This is a genomic window from Nocardia araoensis NBRC 100135, from assembly GCF_000308435.1.
Classification (GTDB): Bacteria; Actinomycetota; Actinomycetes; order Mycobacteriales; family Mycobacteriaceae; genus Nocardia; species Nocardia araoensis.
The window spans coordinates 17,525-41,503 of record NZ_BAFR01000034.1; the positions used below are offsets into that span (position 1 = coordinate 17,525).

Here is a 23,979-nt window from a genome sequence, read left to right on the forward strand (position 1 = left end):
GTTCTCGGCCGGACTCAGTCCGTCCAACCGACGTTCAACGAGGTGAGCAGGCTGGACAAGGCCAGCTCCATGTCCGACGCCTCGATGCGGCGCAGCACCGCCTCGTCGATGTCGGTCAGGTCCAGCGATTCGTCGTTGGCCAGCCGGAATTCGCGCTCCTCCTCGGCCGCCTCGATCACATTGCGGACGAACCGCCCGTTGCCCGCGAGATCTACGCCGCGGCGCGGCTGACCGCTCTGGTCGGTGCTCTGCATCGCGTACAGGCGCTCGCAGGCGCGCACCAGCTGCTCGAGCGCTCCTTCGGACAGGTCCGAATCGCGTTTGCGGGCGATCACCTGGCCGATCTGTCCCAGTTCGTCCGGCGTGTAGGACGGGAACTGCAACCGCTTGGAAAAGCGTGAGGCCAGACCGTCGTTGGCGGCGAGCAGCCGGTCGATCTCGCCGTCGTAGCCCGCGATGATCACGACGAGGCGATCACGGTCGTTCTCCATGCGCGCCAGCAGCGTGTCCACCGCTTCGCGGCCGAACGCGTCGCCGCCTTGCAGGCCGGTCTGGATCAGCGTGTACGCCTCGTCGATGAACAGCACGCCGTCCATCGCGGTGTCGATCAGCTTCTCGGTCTTGATCGCCGTGCCGCCCAGATTCTGGCTGACGAAATCGACGCGCTTGGCCTCGACCACCTTGTCGGTCTTCAACAGGCCCACGCCGCAGTAGATCTTCGCGACCACCCGGGCGATGGTCGTCTTACCGGTGCCCGGCGGACCGGTGAACGCCAGGTGCTGGCCGCGCGGCTGGCTCGCCAAGCCCTTCTCGGCCCGGATCTTCGCCAGTTGCGCCGACGACTGCAGCTTCGCCACCTGGGTTTTCACCGAGGCCAGGCCGATCTGCGAGTCCAGTTCGGCGCGGGCCTCGACCAGGATCTTCTTCGCCCGGTCCTGGCTCTCGGCCTGCTCCATCTGCTCCATCGACGGCGAGGACGCCGGATCCCACTTGTCGGTCCGGGCATCGATCACCTCGCGGCTGGTGACGGTGATCCGATAGGTGCGGTCGCGCATCGCGGCCGCGTTCGCCTCGAAATCCGGTGCCTGCGAGTACACCTTCTCGAACAGCGCTTGGGCCTCTTCCTCGTTGCCCGATTCCCGCAGGCACAGGCCGCGGCAGAACATCGCGGTGGACCGGGCCGCCGGGATCGGGCCCGCCTCGGCCTGCTGCATCCGCCGGATCGCCTCGCCGAACAAGCCGAGCTGGGCGCACGCGGTGCCGACCATCACGTGCGCGCCCGCCGACAGGTACGGATCCTCCCAGTCCGCCGACCCGGCGAGCACCGCCATCACATCGGGCCAGCGCTGGGTGTTGTAGTGCAGTACGCCACGGACATACGCGCAGATGCGGTTGTCTATCTCGCCTTCGGGGTTGCTCAGCTGTCCGCCGCGGAACGTGTCGAGCTCGTCGAGCACCCGCTCTGCCTCGCCGTACTCCTTCTCCGCGATCAGATGCGCCGCCCACGCCAGTGTGATCTCGGTGTGGTTGGCCAGCGGATAGTCGATGTACAGACCGGGCAGGAACCGGCCCGCGAGTTCGCGTGGACGCAACCCGAGCCTGCGCTGCTCGCGATAGAGCGTGCTCGCGCTGGTCTTGTACAGGTTGAACAGAACGTCCTTGGTCAGCTCGCCCGCGGCGGCGCGGCCGAGCCACGCGTCGCACATCGTGGGATCCCACTCCGTGGCGCGCTGGAATGCCAGTTTCGCGTAGTCGAGATCACGTGCGGATTCTTGCCCCTCGATGGACAATCCGAGCGACAGGATTCCGGCATCGAATGCGCGTTGTGCTTGACGGTTGCCGGTCATTGCTGTCGAACCCCGAAATCTTCGTTTCTCGTAGTAGAGACGTTCATCTGGATACCAGACTACCGATCGCGCGTGGCCCGGTTCGTCCGTTACATTAGGTTCAGCTGCCGGAAGGTCGCAACGCAAGAGTCGGCTATGTGTGAGAGTGCTCGATGTGGTGAAGTCGTGCACTCGGGACGGGTTCCAGCAAATGTTGTCGATGCGTGAATCATTGTTCCGGATGAGGTCGGGGGAAGGTTGCCGTTGATCGAGTCGGCGAGCGGTACGCGTACCACCGAACCCGTATTGAGTCGTGTTTCGGTCATCGGTGGGAACACTCAGGTCGATGTCGGATTGCCTGCCACCGTGCCGATCGCCACATTCATCGGCGATCTGGTGGCGCTCATCGAATCGCGTAACCCGCAGCGGCCCGAGGCCGAGGAGGAGTCGGCGCCGCTGGACGCGCGGCACTGGACCTTGGCCCGGCTGGGCCGGGAGGCGATCGCGCCGAGCCGCACCCTCACCGAGGCCGAGGTCTACGACGGTGAACTGCTGGTGCTGCGGTCGGTCGCCGCGAAGGAAGCGCCCGCGCTGTTCGACGACGTCATCGACGCGGTATCGCGCTTGACCGCAGAGGAATTCCGGAGCTGGTCCGGGACGGCGGCCCGGTGGATGGGCCTGGTCGTCTCGGCGCTCACCGTGCTGATCACGTTGGCCGTACTGGTGATCTCCCGCGGGCACGGCGATCCGCTCGCGCCCGCTCTGGCCCTGCTCGGTTGTGGCACAGCGGCTTTCGTCGCGGCGGGCATCGCGGCGCACAGATACACCGACACGGTGACCGCGACCTGGTTGTCGCTGGACGGACTGCTGCTGCTCTTCGGCGGCGCTGCGCTGCTGGTGCCGGGCACGCTCGGCAGTCCCCATCTGCTGCTGGGCAGTTCGGTGCTGCTGATCGCGGCGCTGCTCGGCTACCGGATCACCGGAACCGGCGCGACGCTGTTCTCCTGCGCCGCAGCCCTCGCGGTGATCGCGGGTGTCGCCGCGGCGATCCACCTGATCTGGCATCCCGGCCTGCCGAAGCTGTCGGCCGGTCTGCTGGTGGCGGGCATCGCGATCATCTCGGCGGTGCCGCGGCTGGCGGCCGTGCTGGCGCGGCTGCCGATTCCGCCGGTGCCCACCGCGGGCGGCGCGATCGACCCGGCCGACCACGAACCGCGACCGACCATCGAGGGCATCGGGGCCATCGGCGCCAGCGCCCTGCCCTCGGCCGCGGGGCTCGGGGTACGGGCCCGCACGGCCAACCGGTTCCAGTCCGGCCTGGTCGCGGCGTGCACCGCGAGCGCGGGCGTCGGCGCGTTCGGCGTGGCAGATCCGCTGGGTTCGGCGCGCTGGCAGGGCGTCACGCTGGCGGTCGTGACCGCGATCATCCTCACGTTGCGCGGCCGTTCGTTCGCCGATCTCACCCAGGCCGCGACGATGATCGGCGGCGCGTGCGTGACTTCCGTCGCCTTGGCCGTCGGGTTCGCGGTGGGAGATTCGGACTACACCTTGCTCGCCGCGGGCCTTTTGCTGGCGTTCGCGACGAGTGTCGTCGGGTTCGGGGTGATCGGTCCGCACATCGAGGTCACCCCGGTGACCCGGCGGATGATCGAGATCTTCGAGTACTTGCTGATCGTCTCGGTGATTCCCTTGGTGCTGTGGGTGATGGACATCTACTCGATGGCCCGGAACATATGACCGGCTGCGCCTTCCGCCGGAGCGTCATGCGGATGGCCTGCGCGGCAACGGTCGTCGGCGCCGGAATCGGCCTACCGTGGCCGAACGCCCAAGCGATCACCCCACCGGGAATCGACCTCGGCGCGCTCGGCGCCGCACAGGGTTTGAGCGCTCGGCCGGCCCCGCTGGAACCGACCGAACAGCGCGCCGTCTGCGCCGAACCCCTGCTCACCGGCGCGCCGCCCAGCGAGCCGCCGATGGCGCAGCGGGTACTGGATCTGCCGTCGGCGTGGCAGTTCAGCCGCGGCGCCGGGCAGAAGGTGGCCGTCATCGATACGGGGGTGAATCCGCACCCCCGGCTGCGGTCCTTGCAGCCGGGCGGTGACTTCGTCTCCGACAGCGACGGCACGGTCGACTGCGACGGCCACGGCACCCTGGTCGCCGGAATCATCGCGGCCCAGCCCAGCCCCGGCGACGCCTTCGCGGGCGTCGCGCCCGACGCGGACCTGCTCACCATCCGGCAGCTGAGCCTGGCCTACGAGCCGAAGGACCGCGGCGGCCGGGGCGACCCGCCGGGAAAGATCAGCAGCGACGGCTACGGCAGCGTGCTCACGCTGGCCGCGGCCGTCGTCCGCGCGGTCGATCTCGGGGCCACCGTCATCAATATCTCCGAAGTCGCCTGCACCGCAGCGGGATCGGATACCGCCGACGGCTCGCTCGGCGCGGCGGTGAAGTACGCCTACGACCGTAATGTCGTCGTGGTCGCCGCCGCGGGCAACCTGCAGCCCGACGGCGCGTGCTCGAAGCAGAACGAGGGCTCCGGCTGGAGTTCGGTGGCCACGGTGGCGAGCCCGGCCTGGTTCACGCCCTATGTGCTCTCGGTCGGCTCGGTGGACTGGACGGGCCAGGTGTCGGAGTTGTCGCTGCACGGCCCATGGGTGGGCGTCGCGGCGATCGGCCGCAATATCGTGTCGCTGGACAGCAAGCCGGGCGCGACCGGACTGGTCGACGGCGTCCAGACCACCGACGGGATCAGGGCCGTCGAAGGCACCAGCTTCGCGGCGCCCTATGTGTCCGGGCTGGCCGCGCTGGTGCGGGCGCGTTTTCCGGAACTCACCGCACAGCAGGTGATGGACCGCATCATCCGCACCGCGCACGGGCCGGGCACCGGCCGCGACGACCGGATCGGCCACGGCCTGATCGATCCGCTCGCCGCGCTGACCGCGGAACTGCCGGAGAAGCCCGTCAGCGCGGGCGCCGACACCCCACGAGTCGTCGCCGCGCCGGTGATTCCGCCCGGGCCGGACCCACGGCCGCGCCGGATCGCCGTGATCGGTTCCATCGTCTGCCTGGCCGTCCTCGCCATCGGTGTGGCCGTCGCGTTTCCGTTCCGGCGGACCGGGCAGGACCTGAACGCGGAATTCGATCCGTAGCGCGGGCGCAGCTCGACCGCTCGCCGCCGACCGAACGAAGGAATCATGGCTACCGAAGGCTTTGTGCGCCGCCCTCGCATCGCGCCGCCCCGGGCACCCGGTGGTGAGGTGGCGCTGACCGCTCCGCCGGAGATCGCGCGCGCCCTGCCCGCGCCGCTGATGATGAAGCTGATGCCGATCGTCATGGTGGTCGCGGTGGTCGGCATGATCGCCATGATGGCGATGATGGGCCGCAACCTGCTGGCCAATCCCTTCACGATGATGTTCCCGATGATGATGCTCATGTCGATGGTCGGCATGATGGCGGGCTTCCGTGGCGGCGGGCCCAAGCGCGCGGTGGAACTGAACGAGGAACGCAAGGACTACTTCCGCTATCTCGACCAGGTCCGCAAGGAGGTGCGGCGCACCGGCGGCAAGCAGCTGGAGACGTTGCGGTGGAGTCATCCCGAGCCCGCCGACCTGCCGTCGCTGATCGGGACGAGGCGGATGTGGGAGCGCAGGCCCAACGACCCGGACTTCGGACACGTGCGCGTCGGGGTCGGCAGCCACCGGCTGGCCACCAAACTGGCGCGCCCGGAGACGGGGCCGCTGGAGGATCTGGAACCGGTGTCCACCGTGGCCCTGCGCCGATTCGTGCGCACCCATTCGGTGGTGCACCGGCTGCCGACCGCCGTGTCGCTGCGCGCGTTCCCCGCGATCAACATCAGCGGGCCGGCCGAGGACGCGCGCATGCTGGTGCGGGCGATGCTGATGGAGCTGGCCGCCTTCCATGGACCCGACCACCTCGCGATGGCGATCGTCTGCTCCGACCCGGACGGCCCGGCCTGGTCCTGGGCGAAATGGCTGCCGCAACTGCAACATCCGACCCAGCGCGACGGCATGGGCTCGGCGCGGATGATGTACCACTCGCTCGGTGAGCTGGAGACGGCGCTGGCCGCCGAACTGCTCGAACGTGGCCGGTTCATGCGCAACCCCCAGCCGACCCAGGGGCGACTGCACCTGGTGGTCGTCATCGACGACGGCTACGTCAGCGGCAGCGAACGGCTGGTCAGCGAATCGGGCCTGGATTCGGTGACGGTGCTCGACCTCACCGCGCCGGAGGGCGGGCTCGCGGCGCGGCGCGGACTGCAACTGGTGGTCGGCGACGGCGAGGTGGCCGCGCGCAGTGCGGCCGGTGTGGAGAAGTTCGCCACCGCGGACGAGGTGAGCACGGCGGAGTCCGAGTCCTTCGCCCGCGCGTTGGCCAGATACCGGCTCGCGACGGCGGCGCAGATCGTCAGTCTCGGCGAGGGAACCACCGCCGATCCGGGACTCATGGCGCTGCTGAAGATCCCGGACGCGGCCCAGATCGATCCGGCGCGGGTGTGGCGTCCGCGCACCGGCAGGGAACGGCTGCGGGTGCCGATCGGCATCACCCCCGACGGCACGCCGGTGGAGATCGACATCAAGGAGTCGGCCGAGAACGGCATGGGCCCGCACGGCCTGTGCATCGGCGCCACCGGCTCCGGAAAGTCCGAATTCCTGCGCACACTGGTGCTCTCGCTGGTCACCACGCATTCGCCGGACGCGCTGAACCTGGTACTCGTCGACTTCAAGGGCGGCGCGACCTTCCTCGGCCTGGACTCGCTGCCGCACGTCGCCGCGGTGATCACCAACCTGGAAGAGGAACTGTCGCTGGTCGATCGCATGAAGGACGCGCTCGCCGGTGAGATGAACCGCCGCCAGGAGCTGCTGCGTTCGGCGGGCAACTACGCCAACGTCACCGACTACGAGAAGGCGCGCGCCGCGGGCGTACCGCTCGATCCGCTGCCCGCGCTGTTCATCGTGGTCGACGAGTTCTCCGAACTGCTCTCGCAGAAGCCGGATTTCGCGGAGCTGTTCGTGATGATCGGCCGCCTCGGCCGATCGCTGCACGTGCATCTGCTGCTGGCGTCGCAGCGCTTGGAGGAGAACAAGCTGCGCGGACTGGAATCGCATCTGTCCTACCGCATCGGCCTGCGCACGTTCTCGGCGAACGAATCACGCGCCGTGCTCGGCATCACCGACGCCTACCATCTGCCGAGCGTGCCCGGCTCGGGCTATCTGAAGAGCGACGCGTCGGATCCGTTGCGGTTCAACGCCAGTTACGTGTCCGGACCATACGTCGCGCCGCAAGGCGCGGTGACCGGCGAGGACGGCAGCCCGGTCGGGGGCAGGCGGCCCGCGTTGTTCACCGCCGTGCCGGTGGAGATTGCCGAGCCGATCGATACCGAAACCGAATCGGATCTCGCCGCGCCGTCGAACCCGCTGCTGGAGCTGCCGCCGCCACCGTCGGCCGCCGTACCCGGCGCCGACGAGGGCATTCCGGACACCTTGCTCGATGTGGTGGTCAAGCGGCTCACCGGGCACGGCCGCCCGGCGCACGAGGTGTGGTTGCCGCCGCTGGACGAATCCCCGACGGTGGACATGCTGCTGCCGGACCCGGACTGGCGTTCGCCGGTCAACCGGCACGGCCAGCTGTGGATGCCGATCGGCGTCATCGACAAGCCCTACGAGCAGCGCCGCGATGTGCTCACCATCAATTTGGCAGGCGCCCAGGGCAATGTCGCGGTGGTCGGCGGTCCGCAGTCGGGCAAGTCGACGACCTTGCGCACCATCATCATGGCCACCGCGGCCACGCACACCCCCGAACAGGCGCAGTTCTACTGCCTCGACTTCGGTGGCGGCAGCATGGCGGGCTTGGCCGGCATACCGCACGTGGGCTCGGTGGCCGGTCGCCTCGACAGCGACCGGGTGCGCCGCACCGTCGCCGAGCTCACCACGCTGATGCGTCAGCGCGAGGAGCGGTTCGCCGCACTGGGTATCGAGTCGATGGCCGAGTTCCGGCGCCGCAAGTTCGGCGAGGGCCGCCGCGTCCCGGATGGCACGGCCGGGGCCGCCGATCCGCTCGCCGACGACAAGTTCGGCGACGTGTTCCTGGTGATCGACGGCTGGGCGGCGATCCGCGAAGAGTTCGACATGCTGGAGCCGCAGATCAACGCCATCGCGGCGCAGGGTCTGTCGTTCGGCATCCACCTGATGATCGGCGCCGCGCGCTGGGCCGAGATCCGTCCGGTGGTCAAGGACCAGATCGGCACCCGCATCGAGCTGCGGCTCGGCGATCCCTCCGACTCGGAGATGGGCAGGCGCACCGCGCACCAGGTTCCGGTCGGGCGCCCAGGTCGCGGCCTGACCGCGGACCAACTGCACATGTTGATCGCCCTGCCGCGCTTGGACTCCGACTCCGATCCGGGCAGCCTGGCCGACGGTGTCGCGCAAGCGCGGGCCGGACTCGAACAGCAGTACCCGAACCGCCGCGCGCCCGAAGTGCGCATGCTGCCGCTGCGGTTCGGCAGGGAAGAGCTGATGGCGTCCGCGAAGGCCGAAGGCGTCGAACTCGGGCCCACCCGCGTCGTCGTGGGTCTCGGCGAGTCCGAATTGCAGCCGCTCGTCTTGGATTTCGGGGTAGAGCCGCACTTCATGGCATTCGCGGATGTCGAATGCGGCAAGACCACCCTGTTGCGCAACATCGTGATGGGCGTGGTGGAACAGTCGACCACCGAACAGGCCCGGATCATCATGGTGGATTACCGGCGCACCATGCTCGGCGTGGTCGAGGGCGATCACCTGGCCGGGTACTCCACTTCGTCGCAGACTTGTGGTCCGATGATCCAGGAGGTGGCCGGGTATCTGGCCAAACGTATTCCGGGCTCGGACATCACGCCGCAGCAACTGCGCGAACGCAGTTGGTGGAGCGGCCCGGAGATCTACATCGTGGTCGACGACTACGACATGGTGGCGGCGGGCACCGGCATGAACCCGTTCGCTCCGCTGCTGGAATTCCTGCCGCAAGCGCGCGACATCGGCATGCACTTCGTGGTCACCCGCCGCAGCGGTGGTGTGTCCCGCGCACTGTACGACCCGATCCTCGGCACGCTGAAGAACCTGTCCGTGGAGACGTTGATCATGAGCGGGTCACGTGACGAGGGCAAGCTGATCGGCGACGTGCGGCCGAGCAAGCTGCCGCCCGGCCGTGGAACGCTGGTCTCACGCAGCAGGGGCATCGAGATGGTGCACATCGCGCATCTGCCGCCGATCTGATCGGTTCGCCGTCGCGCGCCGGACGCCGCACACCGGGCCGTTCGCCTCCATCGTGAGCGCCGAGGGCCGCCGCTGGGTCGCTCAGTTGTTCGGCGGCGGGCGCAAGAGCGCCCGCGCGCCCACTGGCCCGGCAGCGGTCACCGAGACCGGAAGCGCGGGATCCCAAGTGTCCGCCCTCCGCTCGAACAGCGCGCGGGAAGGACCGAGCGCGAGCGGTCCCCCGGCGATGCGCACCAAACGGAATCCCGCCGAACGGTAGTAGGCGTGCAGGTCGGTATTGGTGGTCCACGCGTCGAGCCGGACCCAGGCGCGGCCATGCCAGCGGGCGAGCGTTCCCGCGTGCGCGAGCATGTAATGGCCGACTCGCTGGCCCGCGAATCGCAGGTCCACGATCATGTAGTGGACGATCAGCGCGTCGTCGAGTTCCCACGTCGACCACAGACCGGCGTCGGCGCGGTCGTTGACCGTGATGGTCCCCGCCGGTTCACCCGCCACCTCGGCGATCCAGGTCTCGCCCGCGTCGAGCGAACGACCTACGGCACGGGCGAAGATCTCGATCGGCAGGCCGCGTCCGGCTACCGTCCACTGGTCGGAGCCGCGCGCGGTGAGCCACGCCGTGCGCTGCACGCGCAGGCGGCAGATCATGCCGAGGTCGCCCGATGTCGCCTGGCGCAGCACGATCGTCATAGGTCAGGCCCGGCCGGACCCGTGCGATTCGGCAAGCGTATTCCGGATGACCGCGGTGCCTTCGGCATCGCCGAGTTCGTAGGCGAGCCGATTGCCGGTGGCGAGCGAACGTTGCCGCGTGGCCCGGGTTACGCGCTCGTGGGTGGCGCCGATGCGCAGATGGTCGAGCAGGATGGTGCCCGTGGCGACACCGAGCACCAAGGCTTCCTCCGCGTTGGCCGGACGGGCGACGAGCGTGTCACGGTGCGCGGTCTCGGCGTGCCCCCGGTCCGCGAGGCGGCGAGTGGTGCCCTCCGGAATGTCGTGCGGTGAGTCGATTCCCGTGGCCTCGGCCAGATCCCGGGGATAGAAGCTGACCTCCCACGACCACGGTTCGTGGTCGAGATACTGGACCACCGTCCTGGCCAGCACCCACGAATCCGGCGGTACACCCAACCACGACGCGACTTCGGGGCTGGCGGGCTCCATCTTCGCGCTGAACTCCTTCGACGGCTCCCGGTGCGCGGCCCGCGCGATCTCCTCGAAGATGTCGTGCGGGGTCTGCGGCCGGTCGGGACGGATGGAATCGGTCACAACGGATTCGAGAACTTCTTGGTTTCGAACGATCGTTCCGCGGGAAGTAGCTGTATAGACGAGGTTCTCGGTCACCAGCACCTGGATCGCGTTGCGGGCGGTGGTTATCGAGACCTGCATTTGATCGGCAAGTTCCGAGTGACTGGGCAGTCGATCGCCCGGTTTCCACTTGGCTGCGCGGATCTCCTCGCGGAGGAGGTCTGCGATCCGGTGATACGTCGGACCGTCCGCCATCTTGCTCCTCGGTTGGTCGTGCAGGTAACGAAGTGTACTCTTCGTGACTCCCTACGGCCGGGTAACGCTTGACAGGTGCCTTCAGAGGTTTATTGTAATGAAGTCCTGATCCGGTGTTGTGCGGCGATGACGGCGAGGCAACGTGGCAGGTTCGGATACAACGGTCGTAATGGCCCTCCCTGGCACACCGAGGTGTGTCGATCCTACGGTGCGCTCTTCGGCACCGGGATTGCTTCCCACGTCCGACCTATTGGTTCGGGCGTGTCGCGGGCACCGCGTGGTCGGTGGTCCGCTCCTGTGGTTCGCTCGTGATCTGGCAGTGCTACATGAGCGCCGCCTGATCGGCCGCGGTGGTTCGGTGGACACCTCCGTGGCGGTGGTCCGCGAAATCGAGCGTCGCAGAGTCGAATTGGTGATGGCCATCGACGACTGGGTGGTGCGAAGTGTGCCGCAGCATCGGCTCGGCGCCACGCTGCACACCGAAACGGTGGGCGCGGTGATCGATCGCCTCGCCGAGTCGTCGGTGCGCGCGCACCACGCGTTGATGACTCTGAACGCGCACGACGAGTTGCTGCACAACGCGTGGCATCATCTCGCCGAACTCGCGGACGCCTACGACGATCTGGTGCGCGACGTCATGGCGGGCAGGCGGCGTCTGCCCGAGTGGTGAGCGGCTGATCCGTTCGCCTCTGCCCGCCGGGCCACCGCCCGGCGGGTGTCATGGGTGGTAACGCCGGTGATCGGTGGCGAAGTCGTCCGCGACGGTCGCGGCCAGTTCGACGTAGGCCCGCTTGGTCTGCTTGTGCAGTCGGTGCAAATCGATTTCGGCGCCCTCGGACATGTGCGGGTCGAACGGGATGATGTGCACGGCGCGGCACCGGGACAGGAAGTACTCCCGTAGCTGCTGGATACCGACATTCGGCGATCCGGCCCGCGGAGAGTTGATCACCACCACCGCATTGCGCACCAAATGGTCGTGACCGTGCAACGACAGCCAGTCCAATGTCGCTGCGGCACTGCGTGCTCCGTCGATGGCGGGGGAGGAGATCAGGACCAGCGAGTGCGCCAGGTCGAGCACACCGGCCATGGCCGAATGCATGAGTCCGGTACCGCAGTCGGTGAGGATGATGTTGTAGAACCGCTGCAGGATCCGGGCGACCGCGCGGTACTCCTCTTCGCTGAACGCCTCCGACGCGGCCGGATCACGTTCGCTGGCCAGCACTTCCAGGCGGCTCGTCGCCTGCGAGGTGTGCCTGCGCACGTCCGAATAGCGCTGGATGGTCGTATCGAGGAGCAGGTCGCGGACGGTGGACCTGGTCTGCAGCGGCACCCGCTGCGACAGCGTGCCGAAGTCGGGATTGGCGTCGACGGCGATCACTCGGTCGCCGCGGATGGAGGCGAAGGTGGAGCCGAGACCCATTGTGGTCGTGGTCTTTCCGACACCGCCCTTGAGCGACAGCACCGCGATCCGGTAATCGCCACGGACGGGCTGCCTGATCCGCGCTACCAGTTCCTGCAGCCTGCGTTCCTCGGCGGACATACCGGGGTTGATCGCACCGCCGGACACGTGATGCACCGCCTTGCGCCACCCGGTGCCCGGCGCCTTCTTGGCCCGGCGCAGCGGCACGTTGTCCAGGGAAGGCTGCTGGAACGGGGCGCCCGGCTGCGGTGCGGGCGGCTGGGGGTAGCCCGGCGGCGTGCCCCACTGCGGGGCGGGGTTTCCAGTGGCTTGGTGTGATGGCACGGAATGTGGTGCTACCGGGCCGGATTCGGGTGCGGCGGTACTGCGCCACTGGTCGGCGGGGGCCTGCGGGGCGGTACCCGGCGTCTGGCCGCTCGCGAACTGCGTTGCGGTGCTTGCGCCGCTCGCACCAAGGGGAGGTTGCTGCGGCCCGCCCGCGTGGTGAGCGGAATCCGGCCGGGGCTGAGGAACCGGTTGCTGGTCGAAGTCGGACACTTGTCCGACCGGCGGGTGCGCAGCCGATGGTTCGTTCGGCTCCGCGGACAGCCGGTGGCGTCCGCCGCCGACGACAGATCGCGCCGCCGCGGGGCCGATTTCGGTGCCGCTGGTCCAGTTCGGCGCCGGTGCGCTCGGATCACGTTGTGCGTGAATCGCATCGACCGGGCCGACCGCGTCCGGCTGCGCGTGGGTCTCCGGCGCGGAAGCTGGTGCAACGCTGGTCGTGGAGGCATTGAAAGGTGCGGTCGGCGCGGGGCTTCCACCTTGCCCCGCGTGCGGACCGGTGGTGGAGGCTGCGGTCGGCTCCGTGCTGCCGTGCTCGAAGGGCCGCGGGTGCGTCGGCGATCGGTGATCGGCAGGCGCGCGGGTGTCCGGCGCCGAGTCGCCGACGGGCGGCCGGTCGGCCGGTGCGGCAGTCTCGTTCGGTGTGGGCGGGAGTCCGGGGTGGTCCGGCCGACCGGTTTGCTCCGGGGTGCTGTGCCCGAGCCAGGGCGGCGGGCCGTCCGCGCCGCGCGGCGGGACGCGGTGCTCGTCGTGTACCGCAGCCGTTGCGGACGAGCCGGACCCGCCGGTGTGCGGCCGCTCCTGCGGCGCGGGCGGGTCGGGCAGCGGGGGAGTCGGCGCGGTGCGTCGGTCGCGGACGGCTCGGCCTGCTCGGGCCGAGGTGCGGCGAGCCAGGGCGGCGGACCGTCAGGAGCCGCTGCCGGGGGAACGGGTGCGACGGTTTGCGTCGGATGTCCGGTCGTGGGCGGCATCTGCCCGGCATCGGTCGACGGCACGGTGCCGCCACCGGCGGCGGGTGCGTCGTGCTCGACTTCCGGAACTGCCGACATTGTCGGGGCCTGCCCCGCTGCCACGCTCCGGGGCGCCCCGGCAACGGTGCTCTCGCTGTGTGGTTCCGCCGGGCTCTCCCCAGCGGATGACAGTCCGGTATCGCCGCCGGTCGGCGCAACTTTCGGGCTCCCGGCCCGGCGGACCGCCTCGGCCTCGCCGGAAGCGGGACTTTCCCCGGTGCGTGCCGCTGTCGGATCGCCGTATCGGCCCGCATGCTCGTCGGCTGGAGGCCCGGATTGCTCGCCGCGTGGCGCGGGCGCACCTTCGCGCAGCGGGTCGGGAGCTTGCCACCCAGGATGCTCGGCGCCGGTGGGTGCCGCTGCCGCGGAGTCGCTGCCCGTCGGGACAGCGGGATCGGCGGTGGACGGTGACGCGGCGGTCGGAGCCGACGGATGTCCGCCCTGCCCTGCCGCGTGCTCCGAGCCGGTCACGTGCGAAGTTCCGCCGATGTTCGGACCGGTGGCCGGGGCGCCCGTCGGGGTCTGCGCGCCCTGCCATGCCGCGTGGTCGGCGCCGGCCGGGCTTCGGTCGGTAGTCGACGTGGCCGGGTCGATGGTCTGCTGCGGTGTGGGTTGCGCGCTCGTCGGCGTAGCGGACTGCCCGCCCTGCCAGGTCGCCTGGTCGGGAGTGAAGGGTGACGCGGCGGTCGGAGCCGACGGATGTCCGCCCTGCCCTGCCGCGTGCTCCGAGCCGGTCACGTGCGAAGTTCCGCCGATGTTCGGACCGGCGGCCTGCGCGCCCGTCGGTGCCTGCGCGCTCTGCCACGCCGCCTGGTCGGCGCCGGCCGGGCTTCGGTCGGTAGTCGACGTGGCCGGGTCGATGGTCTGCTGCGGTGTGGGTTGCGCGCTCGTCGGCGTAGCGGACGGCCCGCCCTGCCAGGCCGCCTGGTCAGCGGTGGACGCAGGCGCGGCGGGATATCCCCCGTGGGGAGGCTGTGCGGACGTGTTCGGCGTCGCGGCCGGCCAGGTCTGGTTCGGACCGGCGGGTGGGGTCTGGCTGGCCTCGCCGCTCGGCTGAGCCGCCTCGTTTCCACTCGGGGCCCCCGTGCCCGCCGAAGGGACCAACCGGGCGGGAGGAGCCGAGTTCGGCCACAGGCTCGGCGCCACGGCGGACAGAGCGGCATCGAGCCGAGGGTTGCCGGTGGACGGCCATCCGCCGTGCTGCGGTCCGATCAGAGGTCGGCCGCCCACGGCAGGGCTGGGCGTGCTCTGGCCCTGCGACGGCCGGGCGTGCTCGTTGTTCCGCGTTGGAGCGGGCCCGTGATCGTTCCGCGTGGGAGCGGGTCGCTCGTCGGCCGACTGCCGGGGCGGCGGTGGTGGGAGATCGGGTCGGTCTGCCTGCCGGTGAGCCTGCTGTTCGCTGGGAGCCGGCGGGTCCGTGGGCCTGCTGCCCAGCGGCTGAAAACCGGGTGATGGCTGCGACGGATTGCGCGTGGGCAGGCTGTGCTGCGAAGCGTTGGGGCGCTCAGGTGGCGCTTGCCACGAGTTGTCCTGCGCCGGTGGATTGCGGTCGTAGCCGGGCTGCTGCCAGGACTCTTGCGGCAGCGATCGGGCCTCTTGCGGCTGCTGCCAGGCCTGTTGCGGCTGCGGCCGGGACTCTTGCGGCTGCGGCCGGGACTCTTGCGGCCGCGGCCGGGACTCCTGTGGCTGCGGCCGGGACTCCTGTGGCTGCGGCCGGGCCTCTTGCGGCCGCTGCCAGGACCCGTTCGGCTGCTGCCAGGACTCCTGCGGGGACCGAGCCGGCGCGGGCTGCTCCGAAACCGGAGCGGGCGCGCGGCTCGCCTCGCCCTGACCCTGCTCCTCCTCGGCGTGCCCCTCGTGCTTGTCGCGGCGCCAGCCCTTACGGCGCTTCTCCGGCCGTGCGGCTTCCGGGCGTTCCGCCTCGGGCGCGCGGCTGCGCAAACGGCCGCGTCGGCGGCTGGGGGTTTCCTCGATGAGGTCGTCGTGCGGAAGGTTCTGTACCGGCGCTTCGTAGCCGCTCTGGCCGACGTCGCTCTCCGACAGCCACGGCGGCAGCATGGGCAGGCCGTCATTGCTACGGCTCACGACAGCGCCTCGCAGCCGCTCGGCATGCCGATCACTCGCTCGCTGCGCTCGGTCACGACTTCCCTCGCTGCCCGCTCGGCTCGGTCGTGGCCAGGGGCGCTGCGCCGGTGACTCGCTCGCTACGCTTACTCACGGCCTCGCCTCCCTGCCGCTCGCTTCGGCCGCGACGAGAGCGCCTCCGCCGGTGGCTCGCACGCTGCGCCGGCTCACGCGTCCCCCTCGTTCTCGACCCAAATACCTGGACAGCGGCCAGTTTACGCGACAACCCGGCGTCGTCGCGGCGCAGCGTCCGAGGCCTGCCACGGGTGGGAAGGCGGCTGCGAAAGCCCTGGCGACACGGGTATACAGGGAGGCATTTTTGCCCGATCCGGGACGGATCGGTAAGCTGGAGCGGCGGTGCACCTAGGCGCCGCCTGTTTGTGTGCGAGCGGTCCGCTCCGGCGACCGATCCATCCGAGCAGAACCAGGCAAACAAACCAGGTTGAGTGTAACCGGGATCGCGGAGGACATGGCGAAGAAAGACGGGGCCATCGAGGTCGAGGGTCGGGTTGTCGAGCCGCTGCCCAATGCGATGTTCCGGATCGAGCTCGAGAACGGGCACAAGGTTCTCGCGCACATCAGCGGGAAGATGCGGCAGCACTACATTCGCATCCTCCCCGAGGACCGTGTGGTCGTCGAGCTCTCGCCCTACGACCTGTCGCGCGGCAGGATCGTTTACCGCTACAAGTGATCGCGCCCGGCGCGATCGAGGTCGATTGCGAACCGGCAGTCCCGGCGTGAGCCGGGGCCGAGTCGAAAGACTCACACGAGAGCTTCCCCAGTCGCCGACTGGGGAAAAACTGTGTTCACACCCCTGTGAACCACAACAGATTGGACGGACGTGAAGGTTCAGCCGAGCGTCAAGAAGATCTGCGAGAAGTGCAAGGTGATCCGCCGTCACGGCCGGGTCATGGTGATCTGCGACAACCTGCGCCACAAGCAGCGCCAGGGCTGAGCGGAGGCGAGGGCGACCTCGCACCACCCGCCCGAGGCTTGCCGACGGCGCCGCTCGACGCGACACCAGCCAAGCACCGAACCGCAGTTCGGATTGGCAAGAAGAACTCCCAGCACCAGCCGCACGCTGCGGAAATCAGGGTTCGCCCTGGGCGTGCGCGCCTACCACCGGTTCGGAGGCCGGTGCCCCACCAAGACGAGGGGACGGACAGGGAGCAGACCTCCGCAACGATTAAGGAAACTGCCAGATGGCACGTCTGATGGGCGTCGACCTCCCGCGCGAGAAGCGCATGGAGATCGCACTGACCTACATTTTCGGCATTGGCCGTACCCGCTCCAAGGAGATCCTCGAGGCCACCGGCGTCAGCCCGGACCTGCGTTCGAAGGATCTCAGCGACGACGATCTGACGAAGCTGCGTGACTACATCGAGGCTTCGGAGTTCAAGGTCGAGGGTGACCTGCGCCGCGAGGTGCAGGCCGATATTCGCCGCAAGATCGAGATCGGCTGCTACCAGGGCCTGCGCCACCGTCGTGGCCTGCCCGTGCGTGGCCAGCGCACCAAGACCAACGCGCGCACCCGCAAGGGTCCGAAGCGCACCGTCGCCGGCAAGAAGAAGTAGGGATAACCGATGCCTCCGAAGAGTCGGGCCGCGGGCCCGAAGAAGACCCAGAAGTCGCGTCGCAGGGACAAGAAGAACGTCCCGCACGGCAACGCGCACATCAAGAGCACGTTCAACAACACGATCGTGTCGATCACCGACCCGAACGGCAACGTCATCTCCTGGGCGTCGTCGGGTCACGTCGGCTTCAAGGGCTCGCGCAAGTCGACCCCGTTCGCCGCGCAGCTCGCCGCCGAGAACGCTGCCCGCAAGGCGCAGGAACACGGTGTCAAGAAGGTCGACGTGTTCGTGAAGGGCCCCGGTTCGGGCCGCGAAACCGCGATCCGCTCGCTGCAGGCCGCAGGCCTCGAGGTGGGCACGATCTCCGATGTCACCCCGCAGCCGCACAACGGCTGCCGTCCGCCCAAGCGGCGTCGCGTCTAGCGGGAAAGGAATAACGAACAATGGCTCGTTACACAGGCCCTATCACCCGCAAGTCGCGTCGTCTGCGCGTCGACCTGGTCGGCGGCGACCAGGCGTTCGAGCGTCGCCCCTACCCGCCCGGCCAGCACGGCCGCGCGCGGATCAAGGAGAGCGAGTACCTGCTCCAGCTGCAGGAGAAGCAGAAGGCCCGCTTCTCCTACGGCGTCATGGAGAAGCAGTTCCGCCGGTACTACGAGGAGGCCAACCGCCTCAAGGGCAAGACCGGTGACAACCTGCTGCGTCTGCTCGAGACCCGCCTGGACAACGTCGTGTACCGCGCCGGTCTGGCCCGTACCCGTCGGCAGGCTCGCCAGCTGGTCTCGCACGGCCACTTCCTGGTGAACAACAAGAAGGTCGACGTTCCCAGCTTCCAGGTCACCCAGTACGACATCATCGATGTCAAGGAGAAGTCGCTGGGCACCCTGCCGTTCCAGGTGGCGCGGGAAACCATCGGCGACCGTCCGGTTCCGGGCTGGCTGCAGGTGCTCCCGGGTCGGCTGCGGATCCTGGTCCACCAGTTGCCCGAGCGCGCCCAGATCGATGTGCCGCTGCAGGAACAGCTGATCGTCGAGTACTACTCGAAGTAACACTTGGCACAACGTGCCGCTGGTGCGTGGCCGCCCCCCGATGGGCGGCCGAGCACAACCCCTGAGACGAGGCGTCAAATAGCGGGCGCCCAAAAGGAGGATGATCCACATGCTGATTTCACAGCGTCCGACGCTGACCGAAGAGGTCGTCGCCGAGAATCGCTCGAAGTTCACCATCGAACCGCTCGAGCCGGGCTTCGGTTACACCCTCGGCAACTCGCTGCGGCGTACCCTGCTGTCCTCGATTCCGGGGGCGGCGGTCACGAGCATCCGCATCGACGGCGTCCTGCACGAGTTCACCACCGTTCCGGGCGTGAAGGAGGATGTCACCGACATCATCCTGAACCTCAAGGGCCTGGTCGTGTCCTCCGAGGAGGACGAGCCGGTCACTATGTACGTGCGCAAGCAGGGTCCCGGCACCGTCACCGCCGGTGACATCGTCCCGCCCAGCGGCGTCGTGGTGCACAACCCGGACATGCACATCGCGACCCTGAACGACAAGGGCAAGCTGGAGATCGAGCTCGTCGTCGAGCGCGGTCGCGGCTACGTCCCCGCCGTGCAGAACAAGGCCTCCGGCGCGGAAATCGGCCGGATCCCGGTGGATTCGATCTACTCGCCGGTGCTGAAGGTGACCTACAAGGTCGAGGCGACCCGCGTCGAGCAGCGCACCGACTTCGACCGGCTCATCCTGGACGTGGAGACCAAGAACTCCATCAGCGCGCGGGACGCGCTCGCTTCGGCGGGCAAGACCCTGGTCGAGCTCTTCGGCCTGGCCCGTGAGCTGAACGTCGAAGCCGAGGGCATCGAGATCGGACCCTCGCCGGCAGAGGCGGACCACATCGCCTCGTTCGGCCTGCCGATCGAGGACCTGGACCTCACCGTCCGGTCCTACAACTGCCTCAAGCGCGAGGGTGTGCACACCGTGGGCGAGCTGGTCGCCCGCACCGAGTCGGATCTGCTGGACATTCGCAACTTCGGCCAGAAGTCCATCGACGAGGTCAAGGTCAAGCTGCACGCGCTCGGCCTCTCGCTGAAGGACAGCCCGGCGTCGTTCGATCCGTCCAGCGTGGTCGGCTACGACGCGAGCACCGGCACGTGGAGCGACAGCGGCACGTTCAGCGACACCGACGGCGGCGAGCAGGACTACGCCGAGACCGAACAGCTCTAGGCCGCCGGGGTAGGCGCCCCGGCCCGGCCTCATACAAGGAGAACACCACAATGCCCAAGCCCAAGAAGGGTGCCCGCTTCGGCGGGTCGGCGTCGCACCAGAAGGCGATCTTCGCCAATCTGGCCACGGCGCTCTTCGAGCACGGCCGGATCACCACCACCGAGGCCAAGGCCAAGGCCGTGCGTCCCTACGCGGAGAAGCTGATCACCAAGGCGAAGGCCGGCACCCTGGCCGACCGTCGCGAGGTGCTGAAGGTGATTCGCAACAAGGACGTCGTGCACGAGCTGTTCGCTCAGATCGGCCCGTCGTTCGAGGGACGCGAGGGTGGCTACACCCGCATCACCAAGACGCTGCCGCGTAAGGGTGACAACGCGCCGATGGCGATCATCGAGCTGGTCCGGGAGAAGACCGTGACCAACGAGGCCGATCGCGCCCGTCGCGTGGCCGCGTCGAAGAAGGCGGAGGAGGCTCCGGCCGCCGAGGTCGTCGAGGCGGAGGCCGACGAGGCCGTCGCCGAGACCGCCGAGGCCGAGGCTCCGGCTGCCGACGAGGCCGCCGAGGACAAGAAGGACGCCTGACGCTGAGCGTCGGAGTTCGCGAACGAGCCCGCCACCCGCACTGGGTCGGCGGGCTCGTTCATTTCGACCGGAGGATCATGTGACCGTGGAGGAATCGGTGGGATCGATGCCGGACCGGCCGGGCGAGGACGGGCCGGGGACCGAACTGCCACGGACCCGGGTTCGGTTGGACATCGCCTACGACGGCACGGATTTCATCGGCTGGGCGCGGCAGCCCGGTCTGCGCACCGTGCAGGGGGTGCTGGAGGACGCGCTGAGCAAGGTGTTCCGCGAGCCGATCCAGTTGACCGTGGCGGGTCGTACGGACGCTGGCGTGCACGCCGAGGGGCAGGTCGCGCACTTCGACACGGCCGGCGAACTGGACGCGGGAAAACTCGTGCACCGGATGGCGCGCTTCCTGCCGAAGGACGTGCGGATCAAGCACGCCCGCCCGGCCGCGCCCGAGTTCGACGCCCGGTTCTCCGCCATTCGCCGCCATTATGCGTATCGACTGACCACCGCGCCGTACGGGGCGGAGCCGTTGCTCGCCCGCAGCGTGGTGGCCTGCCGATCCGACGTCGATGTCGACGCCATGCGGGCGGCTTCGCGAACGTTGCTCGGCCTGCACAACTTCGCCGCGTTCTGCCGCCGCAGGGAGGGGGCGACGACGGTGCGGGAATTGCAGGGTTTCGACTGGGTGCGCGACGGTGACCTGCTGATCGCCTACGTCAGCGCCGACGCGTTCTGCTGGTCGATGGTGCGCAGCCTGGTCGGTGCGGTCCTCGCCGTCGGCGAAGGTCGGCGCACGCCGGAGTGGGTCGCCGATCTGTTGCGGGAGACCGAGCGCTCCAGTTCGGTCACCGTCGCTCCCGCACACGGCCTGAGCCTGGTCGGCGTCGACTACCCGGCCGACGAGGAACTCGCGGCCCGCAACGCGCAGACGCGGGAGACGCGGTCGGTTCCGGTTCCGGGTGCAGGTTGCTGCGGCGAGTGAGAGCTACCCGCACCCGGGCGTGGGTGCGGGTAGCGGGTGCGGTCACTTCGATGACTGCGGGTACTGCTGCTGCGACTGCTGACTCTGTTCCTGCTGCGTCGGCGACATCGTCTCCGACCGGCTCGACTGCGCTTCGATGGTCCTCGGTTCCTGGGACGCCCCGGTGATCTGGATGCGGCGCGGCTTCGCGCGCTCCGCGATGGGGATCGTCACCGACAGCACGCCGTTGTTGTAGGTCGCGCTGATGTTCTCGACGTCGACATTCTCGCCGAGGGACATCTGGCGCATGAAGGTGCCCGCGAAGCGTTCCGAGGCGATCCACTGGACGCCTTCTTCGCTCGGCACGGTGCGTTGCGCCCGTAGGGTGAGCGTTCCGTTGTCGACGCTGACGTCGATCGAGCCGGGGTCGACGCCGGGCAGGTCCGCGTTCAGGACGTAGTGATCTCCCGCTTTGAACAGATCCATCGGCATGAATCGCGGTGCGCGGCCGGTTCCGGCTCGCTCGCCGAGCAATTGACGGGCGACGGTGTCGATGTCATGGAATGGATCGAATCGAAGCACAGCAATCACCTCCATCTCCTAGTGGTGACGCCCGCCACGGCGGCGGGCGCCGATAGCTGTGCAATAGCCACACTAGCCCCCGGTAATCGGAAGGGCATCGATCCGACGGGTCCGGCAAGCAGGTGACGCCACGAGGCGGAATAGCCGCCCCGGGGCGGGTGTTGGGTCGGGACATGGCATTCGACAGTCTCGGACGGTTCGGAGTGTGGCGGGCGTACAACGGGTTCAGCCCGGAGGACGCGCAGGAATTGGAGCGGCTCGGGTACGGCGCGCTCTGGTTGGGGGCTTCGCCTCCGGCGGATCTCGCTGTGGTCGAGCCGCTGCTGGAGGCGACCGAAACGATCACCGTCGCCACCAGCATCGTGAACATCTGGGCGGCGCCCGCGAAGGAGGCGGCCGAGTCGTTCCACCGGATCGAGGCACGCTTCCCGGGCCGGTTCCTGCTCGGCATCGGAGCGGGGCATCCGGAGCACACCGGTGAGTACCGCAAGCCGTACGACGCGCTGGTCGAGTATCTCGACGATCTCGACGCCGCGGGCGTGCCCGCCGAACGTCGTGCGGTGGCCGCGCTCGGCCCGCGCGTGCTGAAGCTGGCCGCCGAGCGATCGCTGGGCGCGCTGCCCTACTTCGTGCCCGCGGCGCACACCGCGAAGGCGCGTGAAATCGTCGGCCCGGACGCGCTGCTTGCGACCGAGCACAAGGTGGTGCTGACCGACGACCCGCGCACGGCGCACGCCGTCGCCGACCAGACTGTCGCGTTCTATCTCGGCCTGACCAACTACGCGTCGAACCTGCGCCGATTCGGTTTCACCGACGCCGACCTCACCGTGCCGCCGAGCGAGGCGCTGTTCGATGCCGTCATCGCGCACGGCACGCCGGAGCGGATCGCCGCCCAGCTGTCCGAACACGCCGACGCGGGCGCCGACCACGTCGCGGTGCAGATTCTCGGCGACAACTACCTCCCGGCGCTGCGCACCTTGGCTCCGCTGCTCGCCGCGAAATCCTGACTCGGTTGTGTCTTCTCCGGCCCCTGGCGCCCGCGCCGGGGGCCGGTTGATGTTTCCGGCGATCGTCCTAAGGGACTGTTAGGAAGCATCGAGAGCCATTTCGCGAGCGTGTGACTGTCGACACACTGATCTGCGACGACGTGATGAGGCGTCGGAGAAGGAGATGTTGTGACTACGACACAGCCCGTGGGCGAGCGCCGGGTGGTCGCGAATGTTCTGCGCGGATCCATCGGCAATCTCGTCGAGTGGTACGACTGGTATGTCTACGCCGCGTTCAGCGTGTACTTCGCGAAGACGTTCTTCCCCAAGGACGACCCGACCGCGCAGCTGTTGTCCACCGCCGCCGTGTTCGCGGTCGGCTTCCTGATGCGCCCGATCGGCGGCTGGGCGCTGGGCCGGTACGCCGACCGGTTCGGCAGGCGCTCGGCGTTGACCCTGTCGGTGACCGTGATGGCGGCCGGTTCGCTGATGATCGCGGCGACGCCGGGTTACCAGACCATCGGTCTGGCAGCTCCGGCCCTGCTGCTGGTCGCCCGGCTGTTGCAGGGGCTGTCGGTCGGCGGTGAATACGCCACCAGCGCGACGTATCTGTCCGAGGTCGCCTCGGCGGGCAGGCGCGGGTTCTACTCGAGTTTCCAATACGTGACGCTGGTGGCCGGTCAGCTCGTCGCGCTCGGGGTGCAGATCGTGCTGCAACAGTTCCTCGACGCCGACCAGATGAACGCCTGGGGCTGGCGGATTCCGTTCGTGATCGGCGCCGCGGGCGCGCTGATCGTGATGTGGCTGCGGCGCGGCATGGACGAGTCCGAGCAGTTCCGCGCCGAATCCGGGCAGAAGGCCGCCGCGGGAGCCGGTGCGGTGCAACAGTCGCGTGGCTCATTGCGGATCCTGTTGCAGTACCCCCGTGAGTGCTTGCTGGTCGTCGGGTTGACGCTGGGCGGAACGGTCGCGTTCTACACGTACACGACCTACATGCAGAAGTTCATGATCAACACCTCCGGCATCTCGAAGTCGACCGTGGCGTGGATCAACTTCATCGCGCTGCTGGTCTTCGTGGTGCTGCAACCGCTGGCCGGCGCGCTGTCGGACCGGGTGGGCCGACGCAAGCTGCTGATCTTCTTCGGCGTGGCGGGCACGCTGCTGACCGTGCCGATCATGACGGTGCTCGCGCACACCACGAATCCGGTCGCCGCGTGGGGCCTGATGATGGCGGCGCTGGTGATCATCACGGGATACACCTCGATCAACGCGATCGTGAAGGCCGAGCTGTTCCCGACGAAGATCCGCGCGCTCGGTGTCGGGCTGCCCTACGCCCTGACCGTCGCCATCTTCGGCGGCACCGCGGAGACGATCGCGCTGGCGCTGAAGAAGGGCGGCCACGAGTCGCTGTACTTCTGGTACGTCGCGGGCTGCATCGCCGTCTCGCTGATCACCTACTACTTCATGCGGGAGACCTCGGCCTCGTCGGCGATCGACGCGGCCGAACCCGCCGCGGGCGCCGATACCGGGTCCGGCGCCGCGGTGGCCGAGCCGGGACGGCCGATGGTCACCGTGCGTGACTGACCGACCGGCACACGCGCCGATCCACCCACTGTGGGAGGAT

The 23,979-nt window shown here is 68.9% G+C and carries 18 protein-coding genes and 2 pseudogenes; 15 read left to right on the forward strand and 5 right to left on the reverse strand.

Annotated features, from left to right (window positions below):
- Nucleotides 1–14 precede the first annotated feature (14 nt).
- Nucleotides 15–1,847, reverse strand: a complete 1,833-nt coding sequence (gene eccA / locus ON21_RS04440; RefSeq protein WP_039795633.1) for a type VII secretion AAA-ATPase EccA — start codon at nucleotides 1,845–1,847, stop codon at nucleotides 15–17.
- Between the two features lie 285 nt (nucleotides 1,848–2,132).
- On the opposite strand from eccA, the gene eccD reads away from it, so the two are divergent.
- The 3 genes from eccD to ON21_RS04455 are packed head-to-tail and all read left to right on the forward strand — an operon-like array spanning nucleotide 2,133 to nucleotide 9,094.
- Nucleotides 2,133–3,563: a type VII secretion integral membrane protein EccD gene (gene eccD, locus ON21_RS04445; RefSeq protein WP_281032639.1), complete on the forward strand. Its 1,431-nt coding sequence runs from the start codon at nucleotides 2,133–2,135 to the stop codon at nucleotides 3,561–3,563.
- A gap of 32 nt (nucleotides 3,564–3,595) precedes the next feature.
- A complete protein-coding gene (gene mycP, locus ON21_RS04450) occupies nucleotides 3,596–4,975 on the forward strand; it encodes a type VII secretion-associated serine protease mycosin (RefSeq protein ID WP_051020351.1) in 1,380 nt (459 codons plus the stop codon).
- Between the two features lie 45 nt (nucleotides 4,976–5,020).
- Nucleotides 5,021–9,094 carry a type VII secretion protein EccC gene (locus ON21_RS04455; RefSeq protein WP_039795637.1) on the forward strand — a complete coding sequence of 1,358 codons (4,074 nt, stop codon included), beginning with the start codon at nucleotides 5,021–5,023 and terminating at the stop codon, nucleotides 9,092–9,094.
- Nucleotides 9,095–9,175: 81 nt separating this feature from the next.
- On the opposite strand, the gene ON21_RS04460 is transcribed toward ON21_RS04455, so the two are convergent.
- Complete coding sequence (locus ON21_RS04460) at nucleotides 9,176–9,781, reverse strand: GNAT family N-acetyltransferase (protein WP_157170702.1); 606 nt, start codon at nucleotides 9,779–9,781, stop codon at nucleotides 9,176–9,178.
- A 3-nt stretch (nucleotides 9,782–9,784) separates the two neighbouring features.
- The gene (locus ON21_RS04465; RefSeq protein WP_039795638.1) at nucleotides 9,785–10,588 is read right to left on the reverse strand and encodes a GntR family transcriptional regulator; all 804 of its coding nucleotides are present in this window, start codon (nucleotides 10,586–10,588) and stop codon (nucleotides 9,785–9,787) included.
- A 358-nt stretch (nucleotides 10,589–10,946) separates the two neighbouring features.
- Here ON21_RS04465 and ON21_RS39850 point away from each other — a divergent pair, with 358 nt between their 5' ends.
- Nucleotides 10,947–11,258 (forward strand): DUF4254 domain-containing protein, encoded by a 312-nt coding sequence (locus ON21_RS39850; protein WP_245562465.1) that lies wholly within the window; start codon nucleotides 10,947–10,949, stop codon nucleotides 11,256–11,258.
- Between the two features lie 48 nt (nucleotides 11,259–11,306).
- Here ON21_RS39850 and ON21_RS37835 read toward each other — a convergent pair.
- A pseudogene (locus ON21_RS37835) lies at nucleotides 11,307–12,413 on the reverse strand (MinD/ParA family ATP-binding protein); the annotation flags it as partial.
- A 1,776-nt stretch (nucleotides 12,414–14,189) separates the two neighbouring features.
- Here ON21_RS37835 and ON21_RS04480 point away from each other — a divergent pair.
- The 9 genes from ON21_RS04480 to truA all read left to right on the forward strand — a co-directional run bounded on the left by ON21_RS04480 (nucleotide 14,190) and on the right by truA (nucleotide 20,808).
- On the forward strand, nucleotides 14,190–14,399 hold the full coding sequence (locus ON21_RS04480; RefSeq protein WP_157170703.1) for a hypothetical protein: 210 nt from the start codon (nucleotides 14,190–14,192) through the stop codon (nucleotides 14,397–14,399).
- 1,536 nt (nucleotides 14,400–15,935) lie between these two features.
- The gene (gene infA, locus ON21_RS04490) at nucleotides 15,936–16,157 is read left to right on the forward strand and encodes a translation initiation factor IF-1 (protein ID WP_003418601.1); all 222 of its coding nucleotides are present in this window, start codon (nucleotides 15,936–15,938) and stop codon (nucleotides 16,155–16,157) included.
- Between the two features lie 150 nt (nucleotides 16,158–16,307).
- Nucleotides 16,308–16,421 carry a 50S ribosomal protein L36 gene (gene rpmJ, locus ON21_RS04495; RefSeq protein WP_011207363.1) on the forward strand — a complete coding sequence of 38 codons (114 nt, stop codon included), beginning with the start codon at nucleotides 16,308–16,310 and terminating at the stop codon, nucleotides 16,419–16,421.
- Nucleotides 16,422–16,668: 247 nt separating this feature from the next.
- The gene (rpsM, locus tag ON21_RS04500) at nucleotides 16,669–17,040 is read left to right on the forward strand and encodes a 30S ribosomal protein S13 (RefSeq protein ID WP_039795645.1); all 372 of its coding nucleotides are present in this window, start codon (nucleotides 16,669–16,671) and stop codon (nucleotides 17,038–17,040) included.
- A 9-nt stretch (nucleotides 17,041–17,049) separates the two neighbouring features.
- Nucleotides 17,050–17,463 carry a 30S ribosomal protein S11 gene (gene rpsK / locus ON21_RS04505; RefSeq protein WP_039795647.1) on the forward strand — a complete coding sequence of 138 codons (414 nt, stop codon included), beginning with the start codon at nucleotides 17,050–17,052 and terminating at the stop codon, nucleotides 17,461–17,463.
- A gap of 20 nt (nucleotides 17,464–17,483) precedes the next feature.
- The gene (rpsD, locus tag ON21_RS04510) at nucleotides 17,484–18,089 is read left to right on the forward strand and encodes a 30S ribosomal protein S4 (RefSeq protein ID WP_039795649.1); all 606 of its coding nucleotides are present in this window, start codon (nucleotides 17,484–17,486) and stop codon (nucleotides 18,087–18,089) included.
- A 109-nt stretch (nucleotides 18,090–18,198) separates the two neighbouring features.
- A complete protein-coding gene (locus tag ON21_RS04515) occupies nucleotides 18,199–19,257 on the forward strand; it encodes a DNA-directed RNA polymerase subunit alpha (protein WP_039796155.1) in 1,059 nt (352 codons plus the stop codon).
- A gap of 50 nt (nucleotides 19,258–19,307) precedes the next feature.
- Nucleotides 19,308–19,835, forward strand: coding sequence for a 50S ribosomal protein L17 (rplQ, locus tag ON21_RS04520; RefSeq protein WP_039795651.1), 528 nt, complete (start codon nucleotides 19,308–19,310; stop codon nucleotides 19,833–19,835).
- 106 nt (nucleotides 19,836–19,941) lie between these two features.
- Entirely contained in the window at nucleotides 19,942–20,808 is an 867-nt protein-coding gene (gene truA / locus ON21_RS04525; protein WP_051020352.1) for a tRNA pseudouridine(38-40) synthase TruA, read from the forward strand.
- Between the two features lie 120 nt (nucleotides 20,809–20,928).
- Here truA and ON21_RS04530 read toward each other — a convergent pair.
- Nucleotides 20,929–21,369: pseudogene (locus ON21_RS04530) on the reverse strand (Hsp20/alpha crystallin family protein); the annotation flags it as partial.
- Between the two features lie 173 nt (nucleotides 21,370–21,542).
- Between ON21_RS04530 and ON21_RS04535 the strand changes: the two are divergent.
- Both ON21_RS04535 and ON21_RS04540 read left to right on the forward strand, forming a co-directional pair.
- Nucleotides 21,543–22,376: an LLM class F420-dependent oxidoreductase gene (locus ON21_RS04535; RefSeq protein ID WP_039795653.1), complete on the forward strand. Its 834-nt coding sequence runs from the start codon at nucleotides 21,543–21,545 to the stop codon at nucleotides 22,374–22,376.
- Nucleotides 22,377–22,544: 168 nt separating this feature from the next.
- Nucleotides 22,545–23,939 (forward strand): MFS transporter, encoded by a 1,395-nt coding sequence (locus ON21_RS04540; protein WP_039795655.1) that lies wholly within the window; start codon nucleotides 22,545–22,547, stop codon nucleotides 23,937–23,939.
- Nucleotides 23,940–23,979 lie beyond the last annotated feature (40 nt).

Coding starts and splice junctions, on each gene's coding strand:
- ON21_RS04460 (WP_157170702.1), bottom strand. CDS start 9,781: ATGACGATCGTGCTGCGCCAGGCGACATCGGGCGACCTCGGCATGATC.
- ON21_RS04455 (WP_039795637.1), top strand. CDS start 5,021: ATGGCTACCGAAGGCTTTGTGCGCCGCCCTCGCATCGCGCCGCCCCGG.
- rplQ (WP_039795651.1), top strand. CDS start 19,308: ATGCCCAAGCCCAAGAAGGGTGCCCGCTTCGGCGGGTCGGCGTCGCAC.
- ON21_RS04465 (WP_039795638.1), bottom strand. CDS start 10,588: ATGGCGGACGGTCCGACGTATCACCGGATCGCAGACCTCCTCCGCGAG.
- ON21_RS04535 (WP_039795653.1), top strand. CDS start 21,543: ATGGCATTCGACAGTCTCGGACGGTTCGGAGTGTGGCGGGCGTACAAC.
- eccA (WP_039795633.1), bottom strand. CDS start 1,847: ATGACCGGCAACCGTCAAGCACAACGCGCATTCGATGCCGGAATCCTG.
- infA (WP_003418601.1), top strand. CDS start 15,936: ATGGCGAAGAAAGACGGGGCCATCGAGGTCGAGGGTCGGGTTGTCGAG.
- truA (WP_051020352.1), top strand. CDS start 19,942: ATGCCGGACCGGCCGGGCGAGGACGGGCCGGGGACCGAACTGCCACGG.
- ON21_RS04515 (WP_039796155.1), top strand. CDS start 18,199: ATGCTGATTTCACAGCGTCCGACGCTGACCGAAGAGGTCGTCGCCGAG.
- rpsM (WP_039795645.1), top strand. CDS start 16,669: ATGGCACGTCTGATGGGCGTCGACCTCCCGCGCGAGAAGCGCATGGAG.
- rpsD (WP_039795649.1), top strand. CDS start 17,484: ATGGCTCGTTACACAGGCCCTATCACCCGCAAGTCGCGTCGTCTGCGC.
- mycP (WP_051020351.1), top strand. CDS start 3,596: ATGGCCTGCGCGGCAACGGTCGTCGGCGCCGGAATCGGCCTACCGTGG.
- rpsK (WP_039795647.1), top strand. CDS start 17,050: ATGCCTCCGAAGAGTCGGGCCGCGGGCCCGAAGAAGACCCAGAAGTCG.